This window comes from Acinetobacter sp. X9 (assembly GCF_054889255.1).
Map to the genome: position 1 here is coordinate 1,467,683 of NZ_CM142679.1, position 21,558 is coordinate 1,489,240.

Below are 21,558 nucleotides of genomic sequence, written 5' to 3' on the forward strand. Positions count from 1 at the left end.
TATGACATCAGCAACACTAGATAAAAAACAAGATTGTGCGGTTGTTATTGGCGTCGGGGCATCACAAGGTATTGGTGCAGCGGTGTGTCGTCTTTTCGCCAAAGAAGGCTTAAAAGTCTATATTGCTGGACGTACTTTCCAGAAAATTGAAGCAGTGGCTGCTCAAATTCATTCCAATGGTGGAGAGGTTGTCGCGTTTCGTTTAGATGCAGAAGATATACACCAAGTACAGGCCTTGTTTGACACTATTACAAGTCAAAATGAGCGTATTACTGCTGTCATTCATAATGTGGGAGGAAATATTCCTTCCATTTTTTTACGCAGCCCATTGTCATTTTTTACTCAAATGTGGCAATCCACTTTTTTATCGGCCTATTTAGTTTCTCAAAGCTGTCTAAAAATCTTTAAAGATCAAAATCACGGTACGCTTATTTTTACTGGAGCGAGTGCGTCTCTACGCGGCAAACCTTTTTTCGCAGCTTTTACGATGGGAAAATCTGCCTTAAGAGCTTATGCCTTAAATCTAGCCCAAATCTATAAGCCACAAAGCATACATATTGCTCATGTGATTATTGATGGTATGGTCGATGGCGATAGAGTGAATAAAGCATTATTTGGTCTGGGGCGGTTAGCTCGTCTTACGCGTGGCACTGGCGGACTTAATATTGATGCAGTTGCAGAAAATTATTGGATGCTTTACCAACAAACACCTCAGCTCTGGACACATGAGTTGGATTTACGCCCATATCAAGAAAAATTTTGAGAGACTAAAATGCTAAAAAAAATATTCCAAAAATTTCAAAAAAAGCAGGGCTGTGTTGTAGTGGCTGGTCATGACCTTCAACTGATTGAGCGTGATTTTGTAATTCTAGATAAAAATGCACATTTTCCATTACATCTTTATCAAGTTGTGCATGATTCAACCGTGCAAAATATGCAGGTCCATTCTGTAAATGATGGCGTGACAGCAGTACATTTAAATTTAGTGAATGCAGATCACTTAAAATGCTTATTGCGTTATATTTCAAAACACGGGCATACCATTGAACTCTGTGTATTTCAGCCGAGTTTTTCATCTTCGCCCAATATTGAAGCTTTATCTTTAGAAGAGATTGAACACAGTTGGCAGACCACAGGTTTAAGTGCAGTAAGTGTCGCTCAAGCTGTGATTAAACCTATGCTTAAACAACAGCGGGGCACAGTTATTTTTCTTGGCGCACCCTCTAATCATTCGACCCATTACGATGTGTTAAGCCAAAGCATGTTTGCAAGCATCCGTGCTTTAGCACAGTCCTTAGCCAGAGAGTTTCAACCTAAAGGCATTCATGTTAGTTATTGCATGATTGAAAAATGGGAGGGGCAAAACCAGCACTTTACCTCATCTCTCAAGCAAGTATGCCAACACATCTATCAGCAACCTGATTCTGCATGGAGCCAAGAACTCAGCCTATCTTGAAGTTTTACTTTCACATGTTCTTGAAATACAGTACTGAGCTGGAATGACGACAGAACAATAACTTCAGTAGGTTTTAAATGGTGAATATAAAGAGTTTTCAGCGAGCTGTTCAAGTAGTGTCGACCTTGGCAGCTTTTATGTGTTTTTCTTCACTCGCGCAAGCTTCACAATACACTCAAACTGCTCGTTTAGTTAACGAGCGTTTAGCTTATATGAAAGATGTAGCAGGTTATAAAGCAGAGCAGCATTTACCTATTGAAGATTTAACTCAAGAAAAGAAAGTTCTGGATCAATCACTTTCTGAAGCCGAATCTTTAGGTTTAAATAGCGAAACAGTAAAGCCATTTATTGTGACGCAAATGAATGTTGCCAAGGCCATTCAGTATCGCTATCGCGCAGATTGGTTATCGAGTCCAGAAAGCAATTGGAAGCCGCAAGATTTATCTGAAGTACGTTTAAAAATTAGTTCTCTAAACACTGAGCTTCTAAAAAATATCGCTTATGAACTTAAGAAAAATCATAACAAAGAGCCTCATGGCTGTAGCTATATGTGGCCTGTTCAGCATCCTCAACTTAAAGACGCTGACAAAAAAGCTTTATGTGTGGCACTAAATAAAATTAAGTTAAAAGACTGAAAACAATAATTATAACCGTAAAAGTTACCGCTACAGTCGAAGATGCCTACATGTTTTTGTTTGTGATTGATGGGGCAATGATTCAGCTTTTAAGTGCAAATAAGATCGATGAAAGAGATAAATTATTAGAATATTTTATGTCGACGCTCGCTTAGATTGGTTAGTACTCTAAGGTTTAATTCTTATAAAAAAGCCCTCCGAGGAGGGCTTCAAACTTATTTAAAGTTAGGTTGATTTAAGATTTTGTAGACCTTTTCTTTATATACATCATTAGAAATAACACCTTTATCTCGCTGTTGTTTTAGCGATTTAAACTGTTGACCACGAATTTCTCTTTGAATACCCACATTATCATGATGTCTAATGTAATAAAGACTACGCTCATGATCGCTCATATTCACTGTTTCATCAGTAAACGAAGAAGGCTTTGCTTCATTTTCTTGATATTGTTTTGCAATTTCAAAAAAATCTACGTTTTGAGAATGAGGAGAATTAAATGAATTTTGTTGTTCAGTCAGCTGATGGTTCTGAGTGTTAGCATTTACTTCAAGCATACTTTTATGCTGATTAAATCTAGGGCGGTTATATTCTTGTTTGGTTTGAAATGTGTTTGTTTTAGCAAAAGTGGAAGAAGAAAAAAGCCCAATATTTAAAGATAAAAAAGTTAATAAAAATCTATTCATTTCTTTGGGAGTCCAATTGAAATTGAGTAAACCACTGTATTGTAACATTAAAATTTAATTTTTGAAGGTTTGACTTCAAGTATGCTTGATCAACTGGTAAATAATAAGATCTGTAGCGGAGTGTAAAAGCCAATTTAAAAAGGCTTTTTACACTCATTTTTTTAAGATCCATTTGAATATTCTTCTTTCAATTTATCCAGAAAAATAAAGAGGTTTTGATTCATTTCTTGATAGTCATGCTTCCGTAATTCTTCACGAGTATTCACAAATTTATAATTGTGAGCATCATTTAACTCGACTTCTGAATGTTGAATCAGTAATTCAACTACTTCTGAAGTTAATTCCATATGACATTGTAGGCCATAAACTAATTTGGAATATTCAATAATCTGTCGTGGGCACCCTGCGCTAAAAGCAATAATTTTTGCGTTGGGAGTTAAGCCTGGCATGTCGTTATGCCAATGGCCAACTTCGGTCATTTTTCCTAAGTGAGAAAACTTAGAATGTGTTATTCCATATTCTGTAAGCATAATTGGAAACTTACCAATTTCTCGCTCAGGGCTATGTTCAAATTTGGCGCCCAAAGCTTCACCGATCAATTGAGATCCTAGGCATACCCCAATAACCACTTTATTTGCTTCAATTGCTTTTTTAATGATTACTTGTTCGGCTAATGAATTAAAGTGAGGGCACATATCTAATGTAGTATCGGGACTTTGTGGGCCACCCATTACAATAAAAAAGTCGATATCTTCAACAGAAGTTGGCAAAACTTCATTTAAATACAGTCTTGAATAGGTAATTTTGAAGTTATTCATTTTGCCCCAAATTTCATATGCGCCAGGCGCTTCAAAATCTTCATGAACAATAAAATGTAGCCGCATAACAATCCTTAAAATCTAAACATTAATAGGTCGATCATTGGTTAAAAATCAAGGAAATATTAAAAGTAGAATAGGGCCTTTAATACATCCAGTTTTGAAAACTTATATGGGCCAGCTTTATTTGTTTTTATCGAAGTTAAAATTAATATTTGTTTTTTAAATACATACGATATATTTATTGTTAAGTTAAACTAAATTATTCTGATGTGACAATGGCAGTTCAATTTGTTAAATTGTGTAGCTTTTATCAAAGTGGACAAAATTTATGAAGACATTTTTAGTTATATCTTTATTGGGTTTTGGGCTGATTGGCTGTGCTTCATCTCCATATAATTCTCAAGAAAATTATTTGAATAAACCTCCAATAGTTCCAGAGAATAAAGCTTTTAATAGTTTTAAAACACCTGAACATGGGATTTTCACTGATCGAGATGTCTATAATATAAATATATCAGAAAATTCAAATCTAAATTTTCGTTATGAAGTTCCTTTTTAATGAAAATAAAATATTAACTAAAAAAAGGGAAGAGCAAAGGTGGCCTCACACCTTTGCTAACTCATAATAATTAATGATTAATACAACCTTTTGGGTGGTTTTTTAAACTCTAAACTGTTAAATTTTAGTTATTGAAAATAAGGTATTTTAAATGAAAAACTTCACTATTGTTGCTTCTTTATTTTTGTTAGTTGGGTGTGCTACAGGTCACAAACAAGTCACTCCTGCGCCAGTGGCAGATAATAAAATTATTTCAGAGGCTGAAAAATATAAAAAACAATATCAAAAGAAAATTTATAAAACATGGGATATTCCCAAGTCTTCTACAGGTATGAGTGCAAGCGTTAAAGTCTTTTTAACGGATACTGGCGAAATTGAGCAAATTATCTTTTTAGATAAAGAAGAGCAAAAATTTAAAACAAGTATTGAAAAAGCTATCTGGCGTTCAAGTCCATTTGTTTTACCATCTAATCCGGAAGTAAGAAAACAAGCAAGAAAATTCAATATTAAATTTCAGGTAAAATAAAATAAGATCTTACTAAACATGAGGAGCGGATTTAAAGGATTTTCATTTATTTATATTAAATTCGCCCCTTTGTTGTAAATATCTTTAATACTATTTACTTTAAAATTTTGAGGTTACAGAAATATTAAATATACTAATTAATATTTTTTGATAAACAAAATATAAAAATTAATAACATTTTTATCAAAAAGTTAAAGAAATAAAACTTTAAATACATAGCGAATTAATATAAAAGAATATGTAAATCTAGAAATTTATCAAGAAAAATTATGAGTGAAGTGAAGAAATCTTTTAAAGAAAGTAAGACTACATCAGTTGTAGCATGGGTTGTGATTTTGTTTGGAATTGTCTTAGGCTTGGCTTTTATTTTGTCATACGGGCAAGTTGAAACTCGAAATGATAATTTAGACATTATTCAAGTGTGGTCTAAAGAAATGGTTACTGTTGGTCTTTTTATTATATTTAATGGACTACTTTTCGGGTATTTGTTTTTAAAAATTAGTAGTATTTTGAATCACCTTGAAAACAATAAAAATTAAAAAATATCTTAGTAAATTAATATCTTATATAAGCATGCTTCATCTTAAATGGATGGTAAGTTAGTATTGGAAGTATTGCTCATCTATAAAAATAAATTGAAAGAAAATTTTTCAAAATCTTCTTTTATTTTGGTGTTTTATGTTGCATGTTTCGCATTTTTAAATGTTTTTGATAAGTAATTTACTATTAACTTTCAAAAACCTTGTATTTCTTACATTTAGTTGATGAGTTTTACCCTATCTTACATAAAAAAATAATAGTTTAAAGAAGTATATAAATATACGCATGAGAAGATAGGAGGTTAAGATGCCAAAATATCTAGCTATAGCAGATAAGGTTTATAAAAAAATTAAAAATGACAACTTGTTTTCTGATGATGTAATAGAAAATTTAAATTGTTTGATTGGGCTTATTCGTAATGCGATAAAAGGTACTGAATTCAAATTAAAGTATAATTTTATTAATTTTGAAGACTGCTTAACCAAGCCTATCGAGCAATGCTCGGTAAAAATTGATTTTAGTCTTATGCCTAAGTTTGATAATGAAGGTGAGTTTATTTTATGGCTTGCAGGATTTATTGAAAGAATCACTGATGGAGGTAAAGCCAAATTTCCTCCTATTTCTCAGTTGGTCCCTCAAGGCTTTAGTATGGGAAATGAAAATATTCCGGTAACTACTTTACCTGTAAAAGAAGAAAATGCAGAAATGATTGTTAATTATTTTAAATCAGATGATTATATTAAAAATAATAAACTACCTTCTTAAAATATATAAAAGTAATAAGCCAATTATCTCTAACAATTTAGAGCTTAAGAGCCGCCTTTGAGGGCGGTTTTCTTTGTTATATGTATCTTAAAGTGTCTGTTACATAAATGATGATTGTTTCATGTTGAATGTATCTGTTAATTATTTGAGCATGGAATGACACAAGTGAAGTAAAGGATAAATCTCATGATAGATGAAGAAAAACCCTTAAATTTTGATGATGATGAAGAGCCTCTTGATTTTGCAGATGAAGAATTTATCGATGATAAAAAAGAGGATGAGTTGTATAACAGTATTACCAAAGATGGCTCTAGTGTCGATCCGGCAGATGATGGTGAGCGACATATTCGACCTGAAGATGGCGATCCCATAGAAGTCGAAGAATAATCTATAGCCCAATTTTATATTGGGCATTTTAATTTCTAGTGTATTTGGTTGAACAACAACAAACCCTAGATGTTATTCAAAAATTATCATTAATGACTTAAAAAACATGAAAGTTAAGCAATGAGTCTAGAGATATGAGGCTATATATTTATTAAATTCTTATTCTCAGCCAGAAGTAAAACTATGAGTAATTATATTTATAAATTTGCCAACCAAATCAAACATAACGCTGTACCACCAATTAATGACGTTTTGCTCGCTTTTAGAACATTGAAAGCAATACCAGGTGGATTAACGTTGTTGTCAAAAGTTGTTAGCCGTGTTGCTCCATATTTTCAAACAGTAAATCCAATTATTCAAAAACTAGATGCTGACGTGTGTGAAGCTTTCATCAAAAAGAATAAATCAGTCGAAAATCACATAGGAACAGTTCACGTTATCGCCATATGTAATGGATTAGAATTTGTTATGGGTGTACTAACCGAAGCATCTATTCCTCAACATTTAAGATGGCTACCTAAAAGCATGAACGTAAATTATGTCGCCAAAGCCGATTCTGATATTAAAGTCGTCGCAACAATTGATGAAGAATGGAAAGTTGGCGATATGCAAATAAAAGTAAATGCCTATAGAGCAGATGGACAGCCTGTAGTTCAAGGGTATATTACACTTTGGGTTACAGAGAAAAAGTAAGATGACAGAGGATTAGATGCAAAAAATATTGGATTATCTTTGCAAGCTTTTTACTACCAAGTCTCGGTCACGTGCCGCTATAAATAGTCCGATTGCTACCGCAACAGACAATGGCGATGAGGAAATTGGTTTTGCGGTAGATGAGATGTTTCTGAGTCAGGAATGGGTAAATCATATTTGTAATTTTGAAGGATTAAGACTCAGTGCTTATGATGATGGCGTAGGTGTCTGGAGCATTGGTTATGGCACAACCAGATACCCAAACGGTTTGAGCGTTCAAAAAGGTGACACATGTACTCTTGAGCAGGCCAAAGCATATATGCAGCATGATTTGAAAATATTTGAGCGTGCAGTCAATGGCGCTGTAAAAGTTCCTTTAAAGCAAAATCAATTCGACGCATTAGTCTCACTAAGTTATAACATCGGGGCAGGAGCCTTTAAAAAATCGACCTTATTAAAAAAATTAAATTCAGGTGATTACAAAGGGGCCGCAAACCAATTTGATGTATGGGTAAACGCAGGCGGTAAGCGTTTGGCTGGATTGGTTAGACGCCGCGCTATTGAAAAGAAATTATTTTTAGGATCGTAGAGTCTTTTTAATTTTTATAGGCTTTTATCAGAAAAGCCGTTCCGATCTTTAATAAAATCTAGGCATAAAAAAAAGCCTGATGCTACGAATCAGGCTTCAGTATTCATCGACAATAGGAGTTGATGAACAAGACCAATCTAACAGACCTGTTCAGTAAAGGCAAACCAAGGCTTGAATTGCTGAGTCAGATCAAAGTAATTTTTCCAAATTACACGCATTAAAAAAGCCCTTGCTCGAAAGCGAAGGGCTTAGTCATTCATTGATCTACCAATGAACTATATAAGGCTCATCTCATACTAAGAACAGTATAACTGAATTTAAGGGAGCAGAGAAGAAAACCTTATAAATAGCTTTTTTATTCTATTTAAACTTATTTTATTCAGGCGTATAGCAAGTTACATCATTGGTAAATCAATACACAAAACTTGCACTTTGCATTTTTATGGATGTGGTATTTGTGTAGGTTCTGATTGGCTTAGGAAATAAAACAATAGCTATCTTTTAAAGGTTCAATATAAAGTTTTGAACATATTGAAGACATCAGGAGCCAGATATAAGCAAGGAAGTAAATATGAATTTAATTAGATTAAAAGAACTATCATTGATGAGTAATGCGGTTTTAACACCTCAATTAAACAATTGGCCATGTATACAATCACCAAATTTAGAAGATACTGATTGTCAGAAGCATAGAGATAGTTTTTCCGAACAATCTGATAAAAAATTTCATAAAGAATGGCGAAAACAACAAAAGAAAATACTTAAAAATATTCCGAGTAATGCTGTTTTACTCAGCATTAAAGAGAGTGTGTAGTTAGATACGAGACAAGTTTATAAAGATATAAATTACAAGGATAAGCTGTTAGCTAAATAACTTTACGTAGGTACACTTGTTAGTCATAACTTATTCTAGAGATATTAATAATAAGCAAATTACATAAGGTAAGACAAACAAATAGAAAATAATAAAAAGGGCAATTCTGTAGAGGTAATTTTTATGGTTAATCTTCATCAGAAATCACTTTTTGATGTTCTGACTCAACATCAAGCTTATCTATATCGAGCATCTTCAAGATCGGTCAATGAACTTCTTAATTTGTTTAATTCCGAAACAGTTAACATGCTTACTAAACTAAGTCACCTGTTAGATGAGCTAAATGAAAAGGAAAAAACCGCATTGGCGGGTGGGCTTTACTCAACAGCTACATTAAAAGAGATACGTGCACTGATTTCTCAGTGGTTTAATACTACTAACAATATGCTCATTGAAACTTCTACCATCTCTGCTGTGGCATTGGCTGTCTATGAAGCCAAATATATGTCAAAAGTTTTTGGTGGCAAACATAAAGAATTAAAAGGTGAACAGCTCTATAAAGCTGCTAAACGTGTTCCTTTAGCAGGTGGAGCATTGGTGGATGAGTTACTTTCTACAATTGCCGAGGTAGCCCGTCAAAGAGTTGAGTATGCGATTCGGGATGGCCTCAATACTGGAGCGACGAATCAACAAATTATTCAAAGGATTCTAGGAACTAAACGCCTTAAATATGAAGATGGACTACTAAATAGCTCTAAGATTGATATTGAACGAACTGTGCGTACGATTCGAAGTCATATATCCAATCAGGCCTATTTAAACAGCTATAAACAGTTAAAGTTTGAATATGTCAGATTTGTAAGTGTTCTTGATGGCAGAACCTCCAAAATATGTGCAGCCCTTGATAGTAGTGTGTGGAATATCAATGATCCTACAAAAAAAGTTCCGCCTTTGCATCCTCATTGCCGCAGTATTCTAGTTCCAACTCATGAAGATGGTCAGCTAGTCGGTAGCCGAGCCTTCATTATGGATGAGAGAAAATTTAGGGATATTCCTAAAAATGAACGTGAACAATTAATTGGCCAATTAGATGCAAATATGTCATTTAAAGAGTTTTTTAAACTAACAGATGATTTTTTTCAAAAAGAGTGGTTAGGGCCTAAAAGATATCAACTATATAAAGAAGGGCAATTTGACTTTGATAAGTTTTTTGACCCAGAAGGACGGTTGTATACACTTGAGGAGCTTAAAGAACTTGATGAACGAGCTTTTAAACTATTGGGATTGTGAGAGAGAGTAGAAGTACTAGAAATAGAATTTTTATCTTGAACAGCTTTTTTAGTTTTAACTAAATATACACACTTAAACAATTAGTTGAAAAAAGTTTCCCTAATCTTGTCAGATAGCATGTTAAGTTTTTCTCAATCATAAAAATTTAAAAAGGATGAGAATATGAAATTTTCCTACCAAGATCTTGATGGAAATAATGTTGAAGTGGAATGTGAAAGTTATATCCATATTCCATCAGGAACGGCTGTAAAATCTACAGAAGCCGGCAATTACCATATTACTGAAAATTTCAGCTTCTATAAAAAAACTCAAGCTGATTCTGTGCCCATCTATCGATTTGCTATTGATCGTAATTCTAATGTTTTTAATAGCGATGAACTGCCAGCATTAGCTCAAATTGGTAAAGATTGGAAAAGTTTAGACTAGTCTTTAACTCAGCATAAAGCCCTCAGTCGAGGGTTTTATAATGTACCTTAAATGAGTTATTTCTTTTTAAATACAAGCGTTAAGCCTATTAAAATTGCAATCATTCCTATTAAGCCTGCAAGCGGCAACTTGTTTTTTAAAATTAAAAAATCTAAAAGTGCAGTAACAACAGGGACTAAATAAAATAGGCTTGTTACATTTACAAGATTGCCCTGATTTAGAAGACGGTAAAGTAAAAGTTGAGCAACCACAGAAATTAAAATTCCAAGGAATAACACCGAAATAATGAGTTGTGAATTCCACGTTATTTCAAAATGTTCAAATGGAACTATAAATAAACAAACTAGAAGGCTAACTACATATTGGAGCGGTAAAATATCTGTAGGGGCTTGTTGAATGTTTTTTTGCATGATGGCACCAAAAGTGATACAGATCAGTGCTGCTAAGGCAAAGAATATTCCGATTGGAGCGATAAAAGACATAGTTAAGCTTTTCCACACTAAAAGTATGAGTCCGGCTAAAGCAATCAATAGACCTAATAATCTCTCTTTTTGTAAATTCTTTTCTAAAAGACAAAGCGTCAAGATTGGCTGTATTCCCATGATTGTGGCCATTAAACCAGGGGTGACTCCGTGAGCCATGGCTTTAAAATAACAAATTGAATAACCTGCAATAATCAGTAGTCCAGTTAATAAAACTTGCTTTCGAGATCCATACTTAGGTAAAAGTCTTTTTCTAAAAATAGCAATTAACAACAGAACGAACAAAGCTGTGGCAAAACGCAGAATTAATAATGCTATAGGTGAGGCACTGTCGAGCCCCCATCGAGTAAAAATCGCAGCACTTCCCCACAGTAAAACGAAAGTGGATGTCGCACTTTGTGACGCAAGCATCTGTTTATTTAGGCGCATAAAACCTCCTCCTAGTGCGTAATACCTAAGAAATACGAAGTGATAAAATGGTTAGTAAGGACAGTGATTAACGAGTTATTCAGTTGTTAATCAATTCATCGTTAGGGACGTTTAAAAATGAACTGTTTTAACTTCTTATAAGTTCAGTATGAAAGAGACAATAAATAAAGAAAAGCGCATAATTCTTTTATATACTATTTGAAAATCGAATAGATAAATTCTAATGACTTTAAAAAATTTACAGATTGATTGGCTAAAGTGTTTTGTCACCGTAGTAGATACAGGCTCGTTATCAAACGCAGCACCTGAGTTATATCGGTCACAGTCAGCTGTTAGCATGCAACTAAAAAAACTTGAAGAAGCTCTACATTGCCAACTTTTAATACGAACACACCGACAAATTGAATTAACGTCTCAAGGACAGCTACTTTTAGGTTATGCGCGCCGTATTCTTGACTTACATGCAGAAGCCCAAATGGCATTTCACGGAGATGAGCTGAAGGGGCGTATACGCCTTGGGGTGCCCGATGATTATGCAGCGAAATATTTAACACCTGTACTTAAGCGTTTTGCTCCACGTTATGGAGGTGTTGAAATTGAATTAATTTGTGAGCAGTCTACTTCGTTAATACCACGGGTAGAAACTGGGGATATAGACTTGGCATTAATTTCGAGAGATAACGCTCGTCAAGGAACACTTTTATTTCATGAACCAATGGTGTGGGTAGGCTCTCCACAGTTTGAACTCTGGCGAGAAGATCCACTCCCAATTGCAGTTTATGAAAGTACTAGTCAAGCCAAAAAGAGCGCTATTAATTCATTGGCCTTACAGGGACGCCGTTATCGGGTGGTATACAACAGTTCAAGTTTAGCTGGTCAAATTGCAGCGGTGGAAAGTGGTTTAGCAATTGCCGTGTTCACACAGTGTAGTGCGCCTGAGCATTTAACTATTTTAAGTGCTGATCATGGCCTAGGACCTTTAGAACCTATGGAGGTCGCTGTTTATCGGAGTCGGGCATCTTTGGAGTCTAAAGCTGTAGATCACTTATATGACTTACTCCTCAAAACGCTCAGGCATTCAGTTAATATTTAATTTAAGTTTATGTTAGGTGCTCGGCTTTGAACTTGTTGAGTTAAATTTAAATGAGCGCTTAAAGTCAAAACTAAATAGCTTTACATTTTTGCGCTAAATCTACAAAAAAGCCTAGAAACCTATGCTGATCGTAAAACTAATAAAAAGTATTTATTAACTCATCAATCTAAACAATTCATGAGGTGAAACATGACAAAAATTATAGCGACCTTGGGTTTAGCCGCCTTTATTTCTTTGAGTGTGAGTGCTTGCCAAGGTGAAAACGACACAAAACAGCAAGATAAAACCACAACTCCTCATTCAATGGATAAAGATTCATAATCTAGTTGAATGCTCAAAGCCCATCGTAAGATGGGTTTTTTTTATATCTTTTTATTTTTGTCTTAAAGCGTGATTTGTAACACAAAATATTTATTTTTAATGGTGCTGTTCAAAATATGTTGACTAATACACTTGGTTTTAAATATATTTAAATTAGAAACTCATTATTTTAAATAGAACTCTATATTTAAAATAAATTGGTTCAAATCTCCTCAGATCAGAAATTTAACCTTTAAGTTTGATTATAAAAATATTAACTAATCAAGGAGGTAAGTATGGACGCTAAATTTCATTCTGAAAATGAATATGGTTTTATTTTAAATATATTGAACAACTATGTTGTTATAAAGAAGACATTAAAAGATGATCATTATCCTTATGATTCATTTGGTTATCTTCTTGCTCTTTATCAACCACTAAAAGTCTATATCCCTCAGCTTCCACATCCAAAAATTTATATTGAGGTTGGTGGAATTTCTTATGACAGAATGATTGTTATGCAAACCGAGGACGAGACAGAAGCCATAAATATTTTATTGAATTTAGGACAACTTGTTGCTTAACAATGAAGTGATATTTAAATGCTGAGTTTAATTTACTTAAGAAAAAGCTTTCTTAAGTAAATTCACGAAAAAATAAAGGCCATAAAATAGTTGTTGGAAAAGAGAACTTAAAGAATTTTTTAATGTTACTATTTATTCTCATTAAACAAAGACCCTAATAAGATACAAAAAGCCACAAAAGCTAAATCTATAACTTTAAAAGAATTTGTTTATATAACTAAGAATATTAAAAAGTAGGTAATCGTCATGAAAAAAATACTTTTAACAACATTGGCTGGATTTGCTTTATTAGGAAGTAGTGCTGTGATGGCTAAACCAGATGCTGCTTTATTAAAAGAGGCAACAAAAAATGTAGTTACAGTATCCAAAGTAAAAACTTTGGCTGATGAATCTGGAGTAACTTTAACTGGTACGATCGTAAAGCATATTGCTGGGGATCATTTTGAGTTAAAAGACGCAACTGGTTCAATCATAATTGATATCGATGATGACTTATGGAAACCTCTTGAACTAAAAGCAGGTGATAAAGTACGTGTTGTTGGTGAGGTAGATAAGCATAGAGTTAAGCCTACCGATATTGAAGTTTTCCAAATTGAGCGTGTTAAATAAAAGCTGATATTTAAGTAAATTTTGTTCAAAACCAATGAAAAAGAAAACTCCTATTTTTAGGAGTTTTCTTTTGAAGATAGTAAGTTTTTATTATTGCGTCGCATTAAAAGCCTCATGGTATTTGACATTTGCTTTTGGAATATTGCCCGAGAAAGTTAGAGCCTGAAAATATTCACTTGGTACATCAGACAAAATTAGCTCAGGATAATTTTTAAAACCAAATCGGCTGTAATAATTTGGATCACCTAATAAAACACATCCTTGAGCGCCAAGTTGTTTTAATTTTTCTAGTGATTCCTTCATCAGAAGGGAACCAACACCGCATCCTTGTTTATTTGGATGAACCGAGAGAGGACCTAAACCATACCAACCTATTTCGCCTGAGCTAATCTCAACCGGAGAAATAGCAATATGTCCAATTATAGACTCATCTTCAATTGCAACTAGAGAAATAGTAAGTTGTCCGTGATCTCTTAGACTATTAACAATAAAATGCTCGGTATGACTTGTGTGCTCAGCATTTTGAAAAGCTGCTTTTGTTAATTTCTCAATGGCTTCAATATCTTTGTCTTGCTCATCATGAATAATAATATTCATTAAAAACTCTTCCATTTTATTGATTAGTTATATGGTTTAACTTTTTAGGCAAGATCCTTTCATTGGTTTTATAGAAATATCCACTAAGGAAAATTAAATATCAAATTAGATTCTAATTTAAATAACTCAGTCACAACAGCTAGTCTATATAGGCTACTTCTATTTCTTTATTTTACCATTTGTTAAATTTTTTTTAATTTTAATTATGTCATTCGTCAGAAAAATTAGATAACTATTTCATGTAATTAATGAGATATATTGATAGATTTATCTAAATTAATTGTGTTTAAAAAATATACTGATTGATAAAAAAGTCAACTTGACTATATTCCATACATATATTGCAAAATCAGCAATATATTTCTAGGATGGAATAAAAATGAAAAAAAGAGTAATAAAAATAGCAATATTGAGCTCATTATCTGTAATCACAAGCATGAGTTATGCGCAGGAATTTAAAAGATTCTCTGTCTCTGCTGGTTGGTTACATGTAATGCCACAAGGTAAAGCTAATCCGTTTAATATTAATACCGCTGTTAAAAATGAGTCCGTAGCTAAAGTTGGTACTATTTCAACAACAAGCTTTTTAAACTCAATTGATCCCAATGCTACTATGACTGATATGGGAGGACAGGTTTGGAATTTAAAAGAATCTCTTACTGAGTTTTTAGCTCAACCCGAAATCCAAGATCAACTTACAGACGGTAATGGGAATATTCTAGCTGATGTTGCTGGTACAGCCCGAATTGAGGGATTGGAAAGCTGGCAGCAGCAAGATGCGGGACTAGAAGTTGATGATGTTGATACACTGGGATTAACTTTTAACTATTATCTGAATGACAATGTGTCTTTACAATTTATTGGCGGTATCCCACCTAAAGTTGATATAAAAGGTAAAGGTGAAATCTTAGCACCATTAAGTGGAGTCGCCATGTCTCCTAATGGACTAGTTCAATATCTATTCCCTGACGGCTTTACGCTCGGTCAAGCGATTCCAATTACTAACTTAGGAAATAAATCTAAAGCTGCATCTATTCGAGCGTGGACAGGACACCAACGATAGAAGCACAATATCAATTTGGTAGAAGTGGAGTAAATAAGTTTAGACCTTATATTGGTGCGGGCTTAATGTATGCTCATTTTAATGACATTAAACTTAATGATGGAATTCACTCTGATTTAGTCTCTGCTGGTCATATGATTCAAAATGTATTGGATGGCAAAGCTGGAGCGGCTTTAGATCGAAAAGAGTCAAGCGGGAAAATGGTAGTTAATGTCGATACAGATGATGCAATAGCCCCTATTTTTACTGCTGGTTTTACCTATGATTTTAATGACTCATGGTATACGGTTGCTTCTGTATCTTATGCAAAACTAAACAACAAAGCACAAATTGATGTAGTCAATCAAAATACGGGAACTCGCTTAATACATGCAACCACCAAAGTTGATATTGATCCGTTGATTACCTATTTAGGGGTAGGGTATCGGTTCTAGTATTTTTACTTTTTAAATAATAGGTATCTCAAAGTTATTTAATATTTAAATCTTTGAGATACTTTATTTGTTACTGGTTATAAAAAACAACTATTACTTATTAAACTCATACATAAATTAAAATTTTATAAAAATAATTTTTAATATAATCATTGTAAAAATAATTTCGAGGGTCAATAAATTGAGAAAAATCATTAAAACATTATTACTATCCACGCTCATTTCAGCTACTTCATTTACTATCTACGCAAAAAATATTGAGCAAAAAGTTAATTTTTTACAAGGTACACCGCATACCACTTTAACTGGACAATTTCAGGGCTACAATGATGTGCGGTATAGAATTTATGCAAAAAAGAGCCAAATATTAAAATTTAATATTAATAGCCTTGGTAATTTAGCATACATTAATATTTTTGCACCCGGTACAAAGCCTGGTAAAGATAACGCATTATTGATTGGCTCAACCGTAGGTTTTAAAGGAGAACTTATTTTACCAACCGATGGTGATTATATTATTCAGGTTTATCAAATGCGTAATAGTGCTCGTAAAAATAAAACTGTCAAATATAATTTAGATCTCGAATTATTAAATAACGTAAAAAAATAATAACTGATGAAATTTACTAGCTCTCAAATGAGAACTAGTAAATTTGAAAACTGGTATATTACTAACTATTTCGTTAAGGAAAATGACTCATTAATGCCCGAGCTTTCAACAAACAGTTGATCGTGTGAAACGAGCAATACTGCACCTTCATAACTTTGAAGAGCATTAGCAAGTAACTCTCTAGATTCAATATCCAAATGATTTTCGGGTTCATCTAATAACAGAAGTTCTGGTCTAGGTTTTATCTGGCTAAGGGCTAATAAAGCTACTTTTAATTTTTCACCACCACTTAACTGAGACAATAGTTGAGTACCTTTATCACCGCGGATTCGAAGTTGACCTAGCAAATTTCTCCATTCGAGTTCTGAAAGTTCATTATTCATTTGAGTTAAATTTTCAATAACAGTCATTTCATCGCATAAAAAGCTAAAGTTCTGGTCTAGATAGAAACACTCTACAGATAGGTGAATGCTGTCACAGGGTTGATTGTTCTGTGCATGAATTGCCTTAAGTAAAGTTGATTTTCCAATACCATTTTGTCCTTTTATGTGAATTTTTTGAGCTGCTTGTACAGCTAGATCGATAGGGTTTTGAGTACCATGTTTTAGTTTTAATTTTTTAATCCGCAGAATTTCACCAGATTTCTTATGAAAAGACGGGAAGAAAAACTGTTGAGGTTTAACCGTTTCGAGAAGCAATTTCTTATCTTTTAAATCATTTTGACTGTTCGAAATTTGACGTTGATGTTGAGACTGTATAGTAGCAATGCTTTGGCCTGCTTGTTCCTTTTTAAAGTCGAGCAAAATTTTGGCTTGAGAATTTGATTCTCTTAATTTATTGCCAGCACGCTCACGTTTTTGAGCTTTCATTAATACATCATGTTGCTTTTGCTTCATGTGTTTAACTTCACGTTGGTTCTGTTGAATAGATTGCTCTAGAGCTGCAATATTGGTTTGATACTGCCCATAAAATTTTTCATAGTTTCCGGTAGTGTGATGGAGGCCATGTTCATTTAAATGATAAATATGGTCGACTTCATTTAATAAATTCCGATCATGGCTAATGATAAGACTACCTGCCGGATGTTTTTTTAAATGATCGATTAACCATTGTCTACATTCCTGATCTAGATGATTACTAGGCTCATCAAGTAATAGATAGTGGTCTGATTTTAAAAATAAACAGCTTAAAGCCAACTTGGTTTTTTGGCCTTCACTTAAATTTTTAACTGGGAAATCTAAATCTGTTGGTAGACCAGCTGATTGTAAGAAGTTGTTCCATAAAATGGGCAGGTCCCATTTACCTTCCAATAAATCATAATCATCGAAGTCGGCATTACCTTGTTCAACTCTTTTAAAAGCGTCGTAAATAACTAAAATATCTAAGGCTTCAGCAATTGTAAGTGCTGTCAAACGATGCAATTGAGGTAAATACGCATGTTTTACATGCCAAGATATTTGCCCTGATGTAACAACTGAATCTAATGCAAGCGTCTCATTTAACATTTGCATAAGCAAAGATTTGCCTTGGCCATTACGACCAATTAGGGCAGAGACCTGATTCGATTCAAGACTAAAATTTAGATGCTTAAACATTACCTTTGAAGGGAACTCTAAGGTAAGTTGCGATATTACACATGCCTGCTGAGTCATAAAAAACCTCATAAATACAGGATGTACAAAATAGGAGAATGATAATTTTTAATAGAGACGGTAAATCACAAAAATAGTCTATTTTGCACATCAAAAAAAGAAAAAATTGATGAGAAAAAAGACTTACTTCATTGGCGTGACTCACGAAATTGATGGAATAGTGAACTATTCTATAGAGTTTTTTAGTGGGTGTAAAATTTCTATAAGTTATTTTATTAAAAAACCCAATCATAGGATTGGGCTTTTATCTTTCAAGTATTTTACTCTTTTACGACTAAAACTTGAATCTTGGTGCTATTTAAAACATCTTGAGCAAAGCTACCCAAAATTAGTTTTTGGAAACCTTTACGACCATGCGAACCAATCACAATCAAATCAGAACCTAAGTCTTCTACGGCTTTCAAAATACCATCTGAAGAAATTTCACCTTGGATGATTTGAGTCTCTGCATCAATGCCTTCTTCAGCACATAAAGCTTTAACTTTTGCGAGAGTTTTTTCTGCATTAGCACGTGCTTCAACAAAATAATCTTTTACAACAGGTGAGATGTAATAAAAATCTACGCCACTAAAAGGATCTACCGCAACCAAACTAATGGCGGTCAATTTACTACCAAATGCTTTTGCAATATGAGCTGCTTGTCGAGCTGCTGCTAAAGAAATCTCAGAACCGTCTACTGGTACAATAATATGTTGGTAATTCATGATCTTATTCCTCTTATTTACAGTTGTTATATGTATGAAGCTTTATTAATTAAAGATTAACATATTTCATTCTTTGGAGACATCTATTCAATTAAAAGTAATTGAAATTAAATAAAATAAATATAAATCAAATAATTGAGTTGATTACTTTGCTAGTTTTGAACTGGTAGGTAAGCTATAGACCTATAATTATTAATATTTACATGAAAATTACAAAAAATTACGGTTCATATTTCTGTCACAAAGAAGCCGTATAACAAAATAGTGAATTAAGGGGGGACTAAGGAAGATGGCAGATTTAACAGCAAAGAAAGTCAATAAACTCATTGAAGAATTCCGTCAAACAGGTAATGAACCGCAAAAGTTAATTATTGGTTACAAAACATATGCCAGACTGATGACTGAAGATAAATTTGCAGAAAAAGTTGTACCTTCACTAGAAGATTCAAAAGAACGCTTATATAAAAACCTAAAAATTAAACTTGTGACTGAAAAGCATTACTTTGAAATCAAATAAAAGTTATGTGAATTTCATCACTCTCTATTAAACTAAAGTAACATTAAATAAGTTTAATAACATGATTATTGTATGAAGATACAAATTAATAGTGTAATCAACATTTGAAAACAGCAATCGTTTATAAACTCGATAGAATAAATTGCTTTTATTTTAAGTAGTGGAATAAATTGAAATGCCAACATTCAGTGTAATTATATTTTATATTTTAGCTATATTAGGCACCCTAGCTATTATTGGTGGAGTAATCAGTTTAAGTGTTTTTTTAATTATTATTGGATTAGGTCTGTTATTTGCAGCACTTTTATTAAAAAAAGAGTTTAAAATAGATGTTTTATTTTGGAAATAAATATAATATTTATTTGTAATTTAATCTATTTATAAAATTATTTAAATATAACTGACATAAAAAATGTCAGTTTTAAAAATTAAATTATTTTTTATCCTAATTGAATATTTAATAGCCATTATTTGATCAAAGTAATTACAAAAAAATATCTGATTAGAATATTTTAATTTCATTTAAGTATTTAAAAATAAAAAAGTTTCATTTAGGATAAAAGTAAAGTAGTAAGACCATTTTAGCTATTAAACAATAACAAAGTGAGGTAGGCATGACTTATAAGTATGAGTATGCAGGGTTCTGGTTAAGATTTGGCGCAATGATTATTGATAGTCTTATTCTTTGTTTAGCAATTATTCCAGCCGCATGGATTTTTTATCGGGGAGATTACGACCTAGTATTTGCTACAGGCTTAAGTAGTAAGCCACAAAATTATTGGTTTGATCTGATTGTGAACTACGCATTTCCTTTCTTGTATTCAGTTTTATGTTGGTTGTATTTTGCAGGTACACCTGGCAAACGTTTGATGCGATTAAAAGTTTTAGATGAAAAAACAGGTAATAAGCTCACAGTCATGCAGAGCATTATTCGATATATTGGCTATATTCCATCAATTTTAGTATTTGGTATTGGTCTTTTTTGGGTGGCATTTGACGCTAAAAAACAAGGCTGGCACGACAAAATGGCAAAATCAGTCGTAGTAAGAGAGTTATAAGAAACTATACTAAAAAGCGTTCATAGCATTGAAAATAGGGGGCTATGAACGCTTTTTTTATTCGCTTTTTTTGGCTTTAAATTTGAGAACAATAAATACAATAATTCCGACAACCAATCCCCAAAATGCTGAGCCGATTCCGAAGAATTGAATACCCGAAGCACTACATAAAAAGGTTAATAATGCAGCTTCACGTTCTTCAATTTGAGCAAAAGCAATCGCAATGTTGTGGCTGATCGTACCAAGTAATGCAATACCCGCTAAAGCTACAATAAAAATATGTGGAAAAGACATCAATAAACTTGTGAGTGTTGCAGCAAACAATCCCATTAAGATGTAGAAAAAACCACAGCTTATACCTGCAATATAGCGTTTGCTTGGGTCAGGATGAACTTGGTCGTCTAAGCTTACAGCGGCACTAATCGCAGCAATATTGACGCTATAACAGCCAAACGGTGCAAACACAACTTGGGTTAAACCTGTCCAGCCAATGAGTTGATTCACATGTGGTTTGTAGCCATAACTTTTGATCATGGCAATACCTGGTAAATATTGAGAAGCCATACTAATTACAAATAATGGTAGTGCTAACCCCAAAAGTGCTGACCAGCTAAAGTCAGGACTAATCCAAACAGGTTTTGCTAAAGACCACTGAATTGTAGGCATATGAAATTCTAAAAAGATAGGGCATAGGGCAATACCAGCAATTACAGTAAATACAATGCTATAACGCGGCCATAATCTTTTTGTAATGACATAAATGCTAAGTAAGGACAAAACAAATGCCCAATCATTTTGCAAACTTGCGAAAAGTGAAATACCAAATTTGAGTAGGACGCCTGCCAGCATGGCACTTGTTAAACTTTGAGGGATGTAGGACAGCGCTTTTTGAAAAATACCTGAAAAGCCTAAAATAGTTGTTAATAAACCACCAACTAAAAAAGCACCAATCGCTTCATTTAAACTATATCCACTACCTGTTGCCATAATTAAAGCAAGACCAGCGGTTGACCACGCAGTCGCTACAGGATATTTAAATTTCCAAGAAAGAATGAGTCCTGATAAGCCAATACCCAAACCCAAAGCCCAAAACCATGAAGTGATTTGTTCAGGTGAAGCACCTAAAGCTTGAGCCGCCTGAATCACTAAAACGGCCGAAACACTAATACCAATGAGAAAGGTAATAAAACCAGCAAATACTGCTGGAATTGAAAAATCTTGAAGAATTTTTTGCATGATACG

The 21,558-nt window shown here is 33.3% G+C and carries 28 protein-coding genes and 3 pseudogenes; 24 read left to right on the forward strand and 7 right to left on the reverse strand.

Annotated features, from left to right (window positions below; genetic code table 11):
• Position 1 precedes the first annotated feature (1 nt).
• From ACYU0V_RS06935 to ACYU0V_RS06950, 4 genes and pseudogenes are all read left to right on the forward strand, one after another.
• A complete protein-coding gene (locus tag ACYU0V_RS06935; RefSeq protein WP_461849535.1) occupies positions 2-763 on the forward strand; it encodes an SDR family NAD(P)-dependent oxidoreductase in 762 nt (253 codons plus the stop codon).
• A gap of 9 nt (positions 764-772) precedes the next feature.
• On the forward strand, positions 773-1,456 hold the full coding sequence (locus tag ACYU0V_RS06940; protein WP_461849537.1) for an SDR family NAD(P)-dependent oxidoreductase: 684 nt from the start codon (positions 773-775) through the stop codon (positions 1,454-1,456).
• Between the two features lie 77 nt (positions 1,457-1,533).
• Positions 1,534-2,091 carry a chorismate mutase gene (locus ACYU0V_RS06945; RefSeq protein ID WP_461849539.1) on the forward strand — a complete coding sequence of 186 codons (558 nt, stop codon included), beginning with the start codon at positions 1,534-1,536 and terminating at the stop codon, positions 2,089-2,091.
• A gap of 14 nt (positions 2,092-2,105) precedes the next feature.
• A pseudogene (locus ACYU0V_RS06950) lies at positions 2,106-2,246 on the forward strand (TetR/AcrR family transcriptional regulator); the annotation flags it as partial.
• 60 nt (positions 2,247-2,306) lie between these two features.
• On the opposite strand, the gene ACYU0V_RS06955 reads toward ACYU0V_RS06950, so the two are convergent.
• Both ACYU0V_RS06955 and ACYU0V_RS06960 read right to left on the reverse strand, forming a co-directional pair.
• A complete protein-coding gene (locus ACYU0V_RS06955) occupies positions 2,307-2,822 on the reverse strand; it encodes a hypothetical protein (RefSeq protein WP_461849541.1) in 516 nt (171 codons plus the stop codon).
• Between the two features lie 113 nt (positions 2,823-2,935).
• Positions 2,936-3,658, reverse strand: coding sequence for a type 1 glutamine amidotransferase (locus ACYU0V_RS06960; RefSeq protein WP_461849543.1), 723 nt, complete (start codon positions 3,656-3,658; stop codon positions 2,936-2,938).
• 265 nt (positions 3,659-3,923) lie between these two features.
• On the opposite strand from ACYU0V_RS06960, the gene ACYU0V_RS06965 reads away from it, so the two are divergent.
• From ACYU0V_RS06965 to ACYU0V_RS07010, 10 genes are all read left to right on the forward strand, one after another.
• Complete coding sequence (locus ACYU0V_RS06965; RefSeq protein WP_005068685.1) at positions 3,924-4,154, forward strand: hypothetical protein; 231 nt, start codon at positions 3,924-3,926, stop codon at positions 4,152-4,154.
• Between the two features lie 151 nt (positions 4,155-4,305).
• The gene (locus ACYU0V_RS06970) at positions 4,306-4,680 is read left to right on the forward strand and encodes a TonB C-terminal domain-containing protein (RefSeq protein ID WP_005068687.1); all 375 of its coding nucleotides are present in this window, start codon (positions 4,306-4,308) and stop codon (positions 4,678-4,680) included.
• A gap of 269 nt (positions 4,681-4,949) precedes the next feature.
• Complete coding sequence (locus tag ACYU0V_RS06975; RefSeq protein ID WP_017386729.1) at positions 4,950-5,219, forward strand: hypothetical protein; 270 nt, start codon at positions 4,950-4,952, stop codon at positions 5,217-5,219.
• A 307-nt stretch (positions 5,220-5,526) separates the two neighbouring features.
• On the forward strand, positions 5,527-5,985 hold the full coding sequence (locus tag ACYU0V_RS06980; RefSeq protein ID WP_199112818.1) for a hypothetical protein: 459 nt from the start codon (positions 5,527-5,529) through the stop codon (positions 5,983-5,985).
• A gap of 186 nt (positions 5,986-6,171) precedes the next feature.
• Positions 6,172-6,372, forward strand: a complete 201-nt coding sequence (locus ACYU0V_RS06985) for a hypothetical protein (protein WP_002114613.1) — start codon at positions 6,172-6,174, stop codon at positions 6,370-6,372.
• Positions 6,373-6,555: 183 nt separating this feature from the next.
• A complete protein-coding gene (locus ACYU0V_RS06990; RefSeq protein WP_174725752.1) occupies positions 6,556-7,065 on the forward strand; it encodes a hotdog fold domain-containing protein in 510 nt (169 codons plus the stop codon).
• A gap of 16 nt (positions 7,066-7,081) precedes the next feature.
• The gene (locus ACYU0V_RS06995; RefSeq protein WP_174725754.1) at positions 7,082-7,654 is read left to right on the forward strand and encodes a lysozyme; all 573 of its coding nucleotides are present in this window, start codon (positions 7,082-7,084) and stop codon (positions 7,652-7,654) included.
• A 571-nt stretch (positions 7,655-8,225) separates the two neighbouring features.
• Positions 8,226-8,468: a hypothetical protein gene (locus tag ACYU0V_RS07000; protein WP_063099110.1), complete on the forward strand. Its 243-nt coding sequence runs from the start codon at positions 8,226-8,228 to the stop codon at positions 8,466-8,468.
• Between the two features lie 183 nt (positions 8,469-8,651).
• Positions 8,652-9,758: a minor capsid protein gene (locus ACYU0V_RS07005; protein ID WP_461849547.1), complete on the forward strand. Its 1,107-nt coding sequence runs from the start codon at positions 8,652-8,654 to the stop codon at positions 9,756-9,758.
• Between the two features lie 162 nt (positions 9,759-9,920).
• Positions 9,921-10,184, forward strand: coding sequence for a hypothetical protein (locus tag ACYU0V_RS07010; RefSeq protein WP_044103454.1), 264 nt, complete (start codon positions 9,921-9,923; stop codon positions 10,182-10,184).
• Between the two features lie 56 nt (positions 10,185-10,240).
• Here ACYU0V_RS07010 and ACYU0V_RS07015 read toward each other — a convergent pair whose 3' ends face one another.
• Positions 10,241-11,095 (reverse strand): DMT family transporter, encoded by an 855-nt coding sequence (locus tag ACYU0V_RS07015; protein ID WP_461849549.1) that lies wholly within the window; start codon positions 11,093-11,095, stop codon positions 10,241-10,243.
• Positions 11,096-11,318: 223 nt separating this feature from the next.
• On the opposite strand from ACYU0V_RS07015, the gene ACYU0V_RS07020 reads away from it, so the two are divergent.
• The 4 genes from ACYU0V_RS07020 to ACYU0V_RS07035 all read left to right on the forward strand — a co-directional run bounded on the left by ACYU0V_RS07020 (position 11,319) and on the right by ACYU0V_RS07035 (position 13,681).
• A complete protein-coding gene (locus tag ACYU0V_RS07020) occupies positions 11,319-12,188 on the forward strand; it encodes a LysR family transcriptional regulator (RefSeq protein WP_005073761.1) in 870 nt (289 codons plus the stop codon).
• A 189-nt stretch (positions 12,189-12,377) separates the two neighbouring features.
• Entirely contained in the window at positions 12,378-12,509 is a 132-nt protein-coding gene (locus tag ACYU0V_RS07025) for a hypothetical protein (RefSeq protein ID WP_002114618.1), read from the forward strand.
• 275 nt (positions 12,510-12,784) lie between these two features.
• A complete protein-coding gene (locus ACYU0V_RS07030) occupies positions 12,785-13,072 on the forward strand; it encodes a hypothetical protein (RefSeq protein ID WP_017398397.1) in 288 nt (95 codons plus the stop codon).
• Between the two features lie 246 nt (positions 13,073-13,318).
• Positions 13,319-13,681 (forward strand): NirD/YgiW/YdeI family stress tolerance protein, encoded by a 363-nt coding sequence (locus ACYU0V_RS07035; RefSeq protein ID WP_119685180.1) that lies wholly within the window; start codon positions 13,319-13,321, stop codon positions 13,679-13,681.
• A 90-nt stretch (positions 13,682-13,771) separates the two neighbouring features.
• Here ACYU0V_RS07035 and ACYU0V_RS07040 read toward each other — a convergent pair whose 3' ends face one another.
• Positions 13,772-14,278 (reverse strand): GNAT family N-acetyltransferase, encoded by a 507-nt coding sequence (locus ACYU0V_RS07040; RefSeq protein ID WP_461849552.1) that lies wholly within the window; start codon positions 14,276-14,278, stop codon positions 13,772-13,774.
• A gap of 379 nt (positions 14,279-14,657) precedes the next feature.
• On the opposite strand from ACYU0V_RS07040, the pseudogene ACYU0V_RS07045 reads away from it, so the two are divergent.
• The 3 genes and pseudogenes from ACYU0V_RS07045 to ACYU0V_RS07055 all read left to right on the forward strand — a co-directional run bounded on the left by ACYU0V_RS07045 (position 14,658) and on the right by ACYU0V_RS07055 (position 16,385).
• Positions 14,658-15,775: pseudogene (locus ACYU0V_RS07045) on the forward strand (OmpW/AlkL family protein).
• A 57-nt stretch (positions 15,776-15,832) separates the two neighbouring features.
• Positions 15,833-15,919, forward strand: a pseudogene (locus ACYU0V_RS07050) (hypothetical protein); the annotation flags it as partial.
• Positions 15,920-15,956: 37 nt separating this feature from the next.
• Positions 15,957-16,385, forward strand: a complete 429-nt coding sequence (locus ACYU0V_RS07055) for a DNA breaking-rejoining protein (protein WP_461849554.1) — start codon at positions 15,957-15,959, stop codon at positions 16,383-16,385.
• Positions 16,386-16,450: 65 nt separating this feature from the next.
• Here the strand turns inward: ACYU0V_RS07055 and ACYU0V_RS07060 are convergent, their stop codons facing one another.
• Together ACYU0V_RS07060 and ACYU0V_RS07065 are read right to left on the reverse strand one after the other, a co-directional pair.
• Positions 16,451-18,037 (reverse strand): ATP-binding cassette domain-containing protein, encoded by a 1,587-nt coding sequence (locus tag ACYU0V_RS07060; protein WP_461849556.1) that lies wholly within the window; start codon positions 18,035-18,037, stop codon positions 16,451-16,453.
• A 260-nt stretch (positions 18,038-18,297) separates the two neighbouring features.
• Positions 18,298-18,741 (reverse strand): universal stress protein, encoded by a 444-nt coding sequence (locus ACYU0V_RS07065; protein WP_002115225.1) that lies wholly within the window; start codon positions 18,739-18,741, stop codon positions 18,298-18,300.
• Positions 18,742-19,030: 289 nt separating this feature from the next.
• On the opposite strand from ACYU0V_RS07065, the gene ACYU0V_RS07070 reads away from it, so the two are divergent.
• The 3 genes from ACYU0V_RS07070 to ACYU0V_RS07080 all read left to right on the forward strand — a co-directional run bounded on the left by ACYU0V_RS07070 (position 19,031) and on the right by ACYU0V_RS07080 (position 20,316).
• Positions 19,031-19,258, forward strand: a complete 228-nt coding sequence (locus tag ACYU0V_RS07070; RefSeq protein WP_017480910.1) for a hypothetical protein — start codon at positions 19,031-19,033, stop codon at positions 19,256-19,258.
• A 175-nt stretch (positions 19,259-19,433) separates the two neighbouring features.
• Positions 19,434-19,607 carry a hypothetical protein gene (locus ACYU0V_RS07075; RefSeq protein WP_075384142.1) on the forward strand — a complete coding sequence of 58 codons (174 nt, stop codon included), beginning with the start codon at positions 19,434-19,436 and terminating at the stop codon, positions 19,605-19,607.
• 265 nt (positions 19,608-19,872) lie between these two features.
• A complete protein-coding gene (locus tag ACYU0V_RS07080; protein WP_167563389.1) occupies positions 19,873-20,316 on the forward strand; it encodes an RDD family protein in 444 nt (147 codons plus the stop codon).
• Positions 20,317-20,373: 57 nt separating this feature from the next.
• Here ACYU0V_RS07080 and ACYU0V_RS07085 read toward each other — a convergent pair whose 3' ends face one another.
• On the reverse strand, positions 20,374-21,552 hold the full coding sequence (locus ACYU0V_RS07085) for a benzoate/H(+) symporter BenE family transporter (protein ID WP_461849559.1): 1,179 nt from the start codon (positions 21,550-21,552) through the stop codon (positions 20,374-20,376).
• Between the last annotated feature and the right edge of the window lie 6 nt (positions 21,553-21,558).

Excerpts from the sequence above, each read along its gene's own strand:
- ACYU0V_RS06935 (WP_461849535.1), top strand. The coding sequence starts at position 2 with ATGACATCAGCAACACTAGATAAAAAACAAGATTGTGCGGTTGTTATT.
- ACYU0V_RS06940 (WP_461849537.1), top strand. The coding sequence starts at position 773 with ATGCTAAAAAAAATATTCCAAAAATTTCAAAAAAAGCAGGGCTGTGTT.
- ACYU0V_RS06945 (WP_461849539.1), top strand. The coding sequence starts at position 1,534 with ATGGTGAATATAAAGAGTTTTCAGCGAGCTGTTCAAGTAGTGTCGACC.
- ACYU0V_RS06955 (WP_461849541.1), bottom strand. The coding sequence starts at position 2,822 with ATGTTACAATACAGTGGTTTACTCAATTTCAATTGGACTCCCAAAGAA.
- ACYU0V_RS06960 (WP_461849543.1), bottom strand. The coding sequence starts at position 3,658 with ATGCGGCTACATTTTATTGTTCATGAAGATTTTGAAGCGCCTGGCGCA.
- ACYU0V_RS06965 (WP_005068685.1), top strand. The coding sequence starts at position 3,924 with ATGAAGACATTTTTAGTTATATCTTTATTGGGTTTTGGGCTGATTGGC.
- ACYU0V_RS06970 (WP_005068687.1), top strand. The coding sequence starts at position 4,306 with ATGAAAAACTTCACTATTGTTGCTTCTTTATTTTTGTTAGTTGGGTGT.
- ACYU0V_RS06975 (WP_017386729.1), top strand. The coding sequence starts at position 4,950 with ATGAGTGAAGTGAAGAAATCTTTTAAAGAAAGTAAGACTACATCAGTT.
- ACYU0V_RS06980 (WP_199112818.1), top strand. The coding sequence starts at position 5,527 with ATGCCAAAATATCTAGCTATAGCAGATAAGGTTTATAAAAAAATTAAA.
- ACYU0V_RS06985 (WP_002114613.1), top strand. The coding sequence starts at position 6,172 with ATGATAGATGAAGAAAAACCCTTAAATTTTGATGATGATGAAGAGCCT.
- ACYU0V_RS06990 (WP_174725752.1), top strand. The coding sequence starts at position 6,556 with ATGAGTAATTATATTTATAAATTTGCCAACCAAATCAAACATAACGCT.
- ACYU0V_RS06995 (WP_174725754.1), top strand. The coding sequence starts at position 7,082 with ATGCAAAAAATATTGGATTATCTTTGCAAGCTTTTTACTACCAAGTCT.
- ACYU0V_RS07000 (WP_063099110.1), top strand. The coding sequence starts at position 8,226 with ATGAATTTAATTAGATTAAAAGAACTATCATTGATGAGTAATGCGGTT.
- ACYU0V_RS07005 (WP_461849547.1), top strand. The coding sequence starts at position 8,652 with ATGGTTAATCTTCATCAGAAATCACTTTTTGATGTTCTGACTCAACAT.
- ACYU0V_RS07010 (WP_044103454.1), top strand. The coding sequence starts at position 9,921 with ATGAAATTTTCCTACCAAGATCTTGATGGAAATAATGTTGAAGTGGAA.
- ACYU0V_RS07015 (WP_461849549.1), bottom strand. The coding sequence starts at position 11,095 with ATGCGCCTAAATAAACAGATGCTTGCGTCACAAAGTGCGACATCCACT.
- ACYU0V_RS07020 (WP_005073761.1), top strand. The coding sequence starts at position 11,319 with ATGACTTTAAAAAATTTACAGATTGATTGGCTAAAGTGTTTTGTCACC.
- ACYU0V_RS07025 (WP_002114618.1), top strand. The coding sequence starts at position 12,378 with ATGACAAAAATTATAGCGACCTTGGGTTTAGCCGCCTTTATTTCTTTG.
- ACYU0V_RS07030 (WP_017398397.1), top strand. The coding sequence starts at position 12,785 with ATGGACGCTAAATTTCATTCTGAAAATGAATATGGTTTTATTTTAAAT.
- ACYU0V_RS07035 (WP_119685180.1), top strand. The coding sequence starts at position 13,319 with ATGAAAAAAATACTTTTAACAACATTGGCTGGATTTGCTTTATTAGGA.
- ACYU0V_RS07040 (WP_461849552.1), bottom strand. The coding sequence starts at position 14,278 with ATGAATATTATTATTCATGATGAGCAAGACAAAGATATTGAAGCCATT.
- ACYU0V_RS07060 (WP_461849556.1), bottom strand. The coding sequence starts at position 18,037 with ATGACTCAGCAGGCATGTGTAATATCGCAACTTACCTTAGAGTTCCCT.
- ACYU0V_RS07065 (WP_002115225.1), bottom strand. The coding sequence starts at position 18,741 with ATGAATTACCAACATATTATTGTACCAGTAGACGGTTCTGAGATTTCT.
- ACYU0V_RS07070 (WP_017480910.1), top strand. The coding sequence starts at position 19,031 with ATGGCAGATTTAACAGCAAAGAAAGTCAATAAACTCATTGAAGAATTC.
- ACYU0V_RS07075 (WP_075384142.1), top strand. The coding sequence starts at position 19,434 with ATGCCAACATTCAGTGTAATTATATTTTATATTTTAGCTATATTAGGC.
- ACYU0V_RS07080 (WP_167563389.1), top strand. The coding sequence starts at position 19,873 with ATGACTTATAAGTATGAGTATGCAGGGTTCTGGTTAAGATTTGGCGCA.
- ACYU0V_RS07085 (WP_461849559.1), bottom strand. The coding sequence starts at position 21,552 with ATGCAAAAAATTCTTCAAGATTTTTCAATTCCAGCAGTATTTGCTGGT.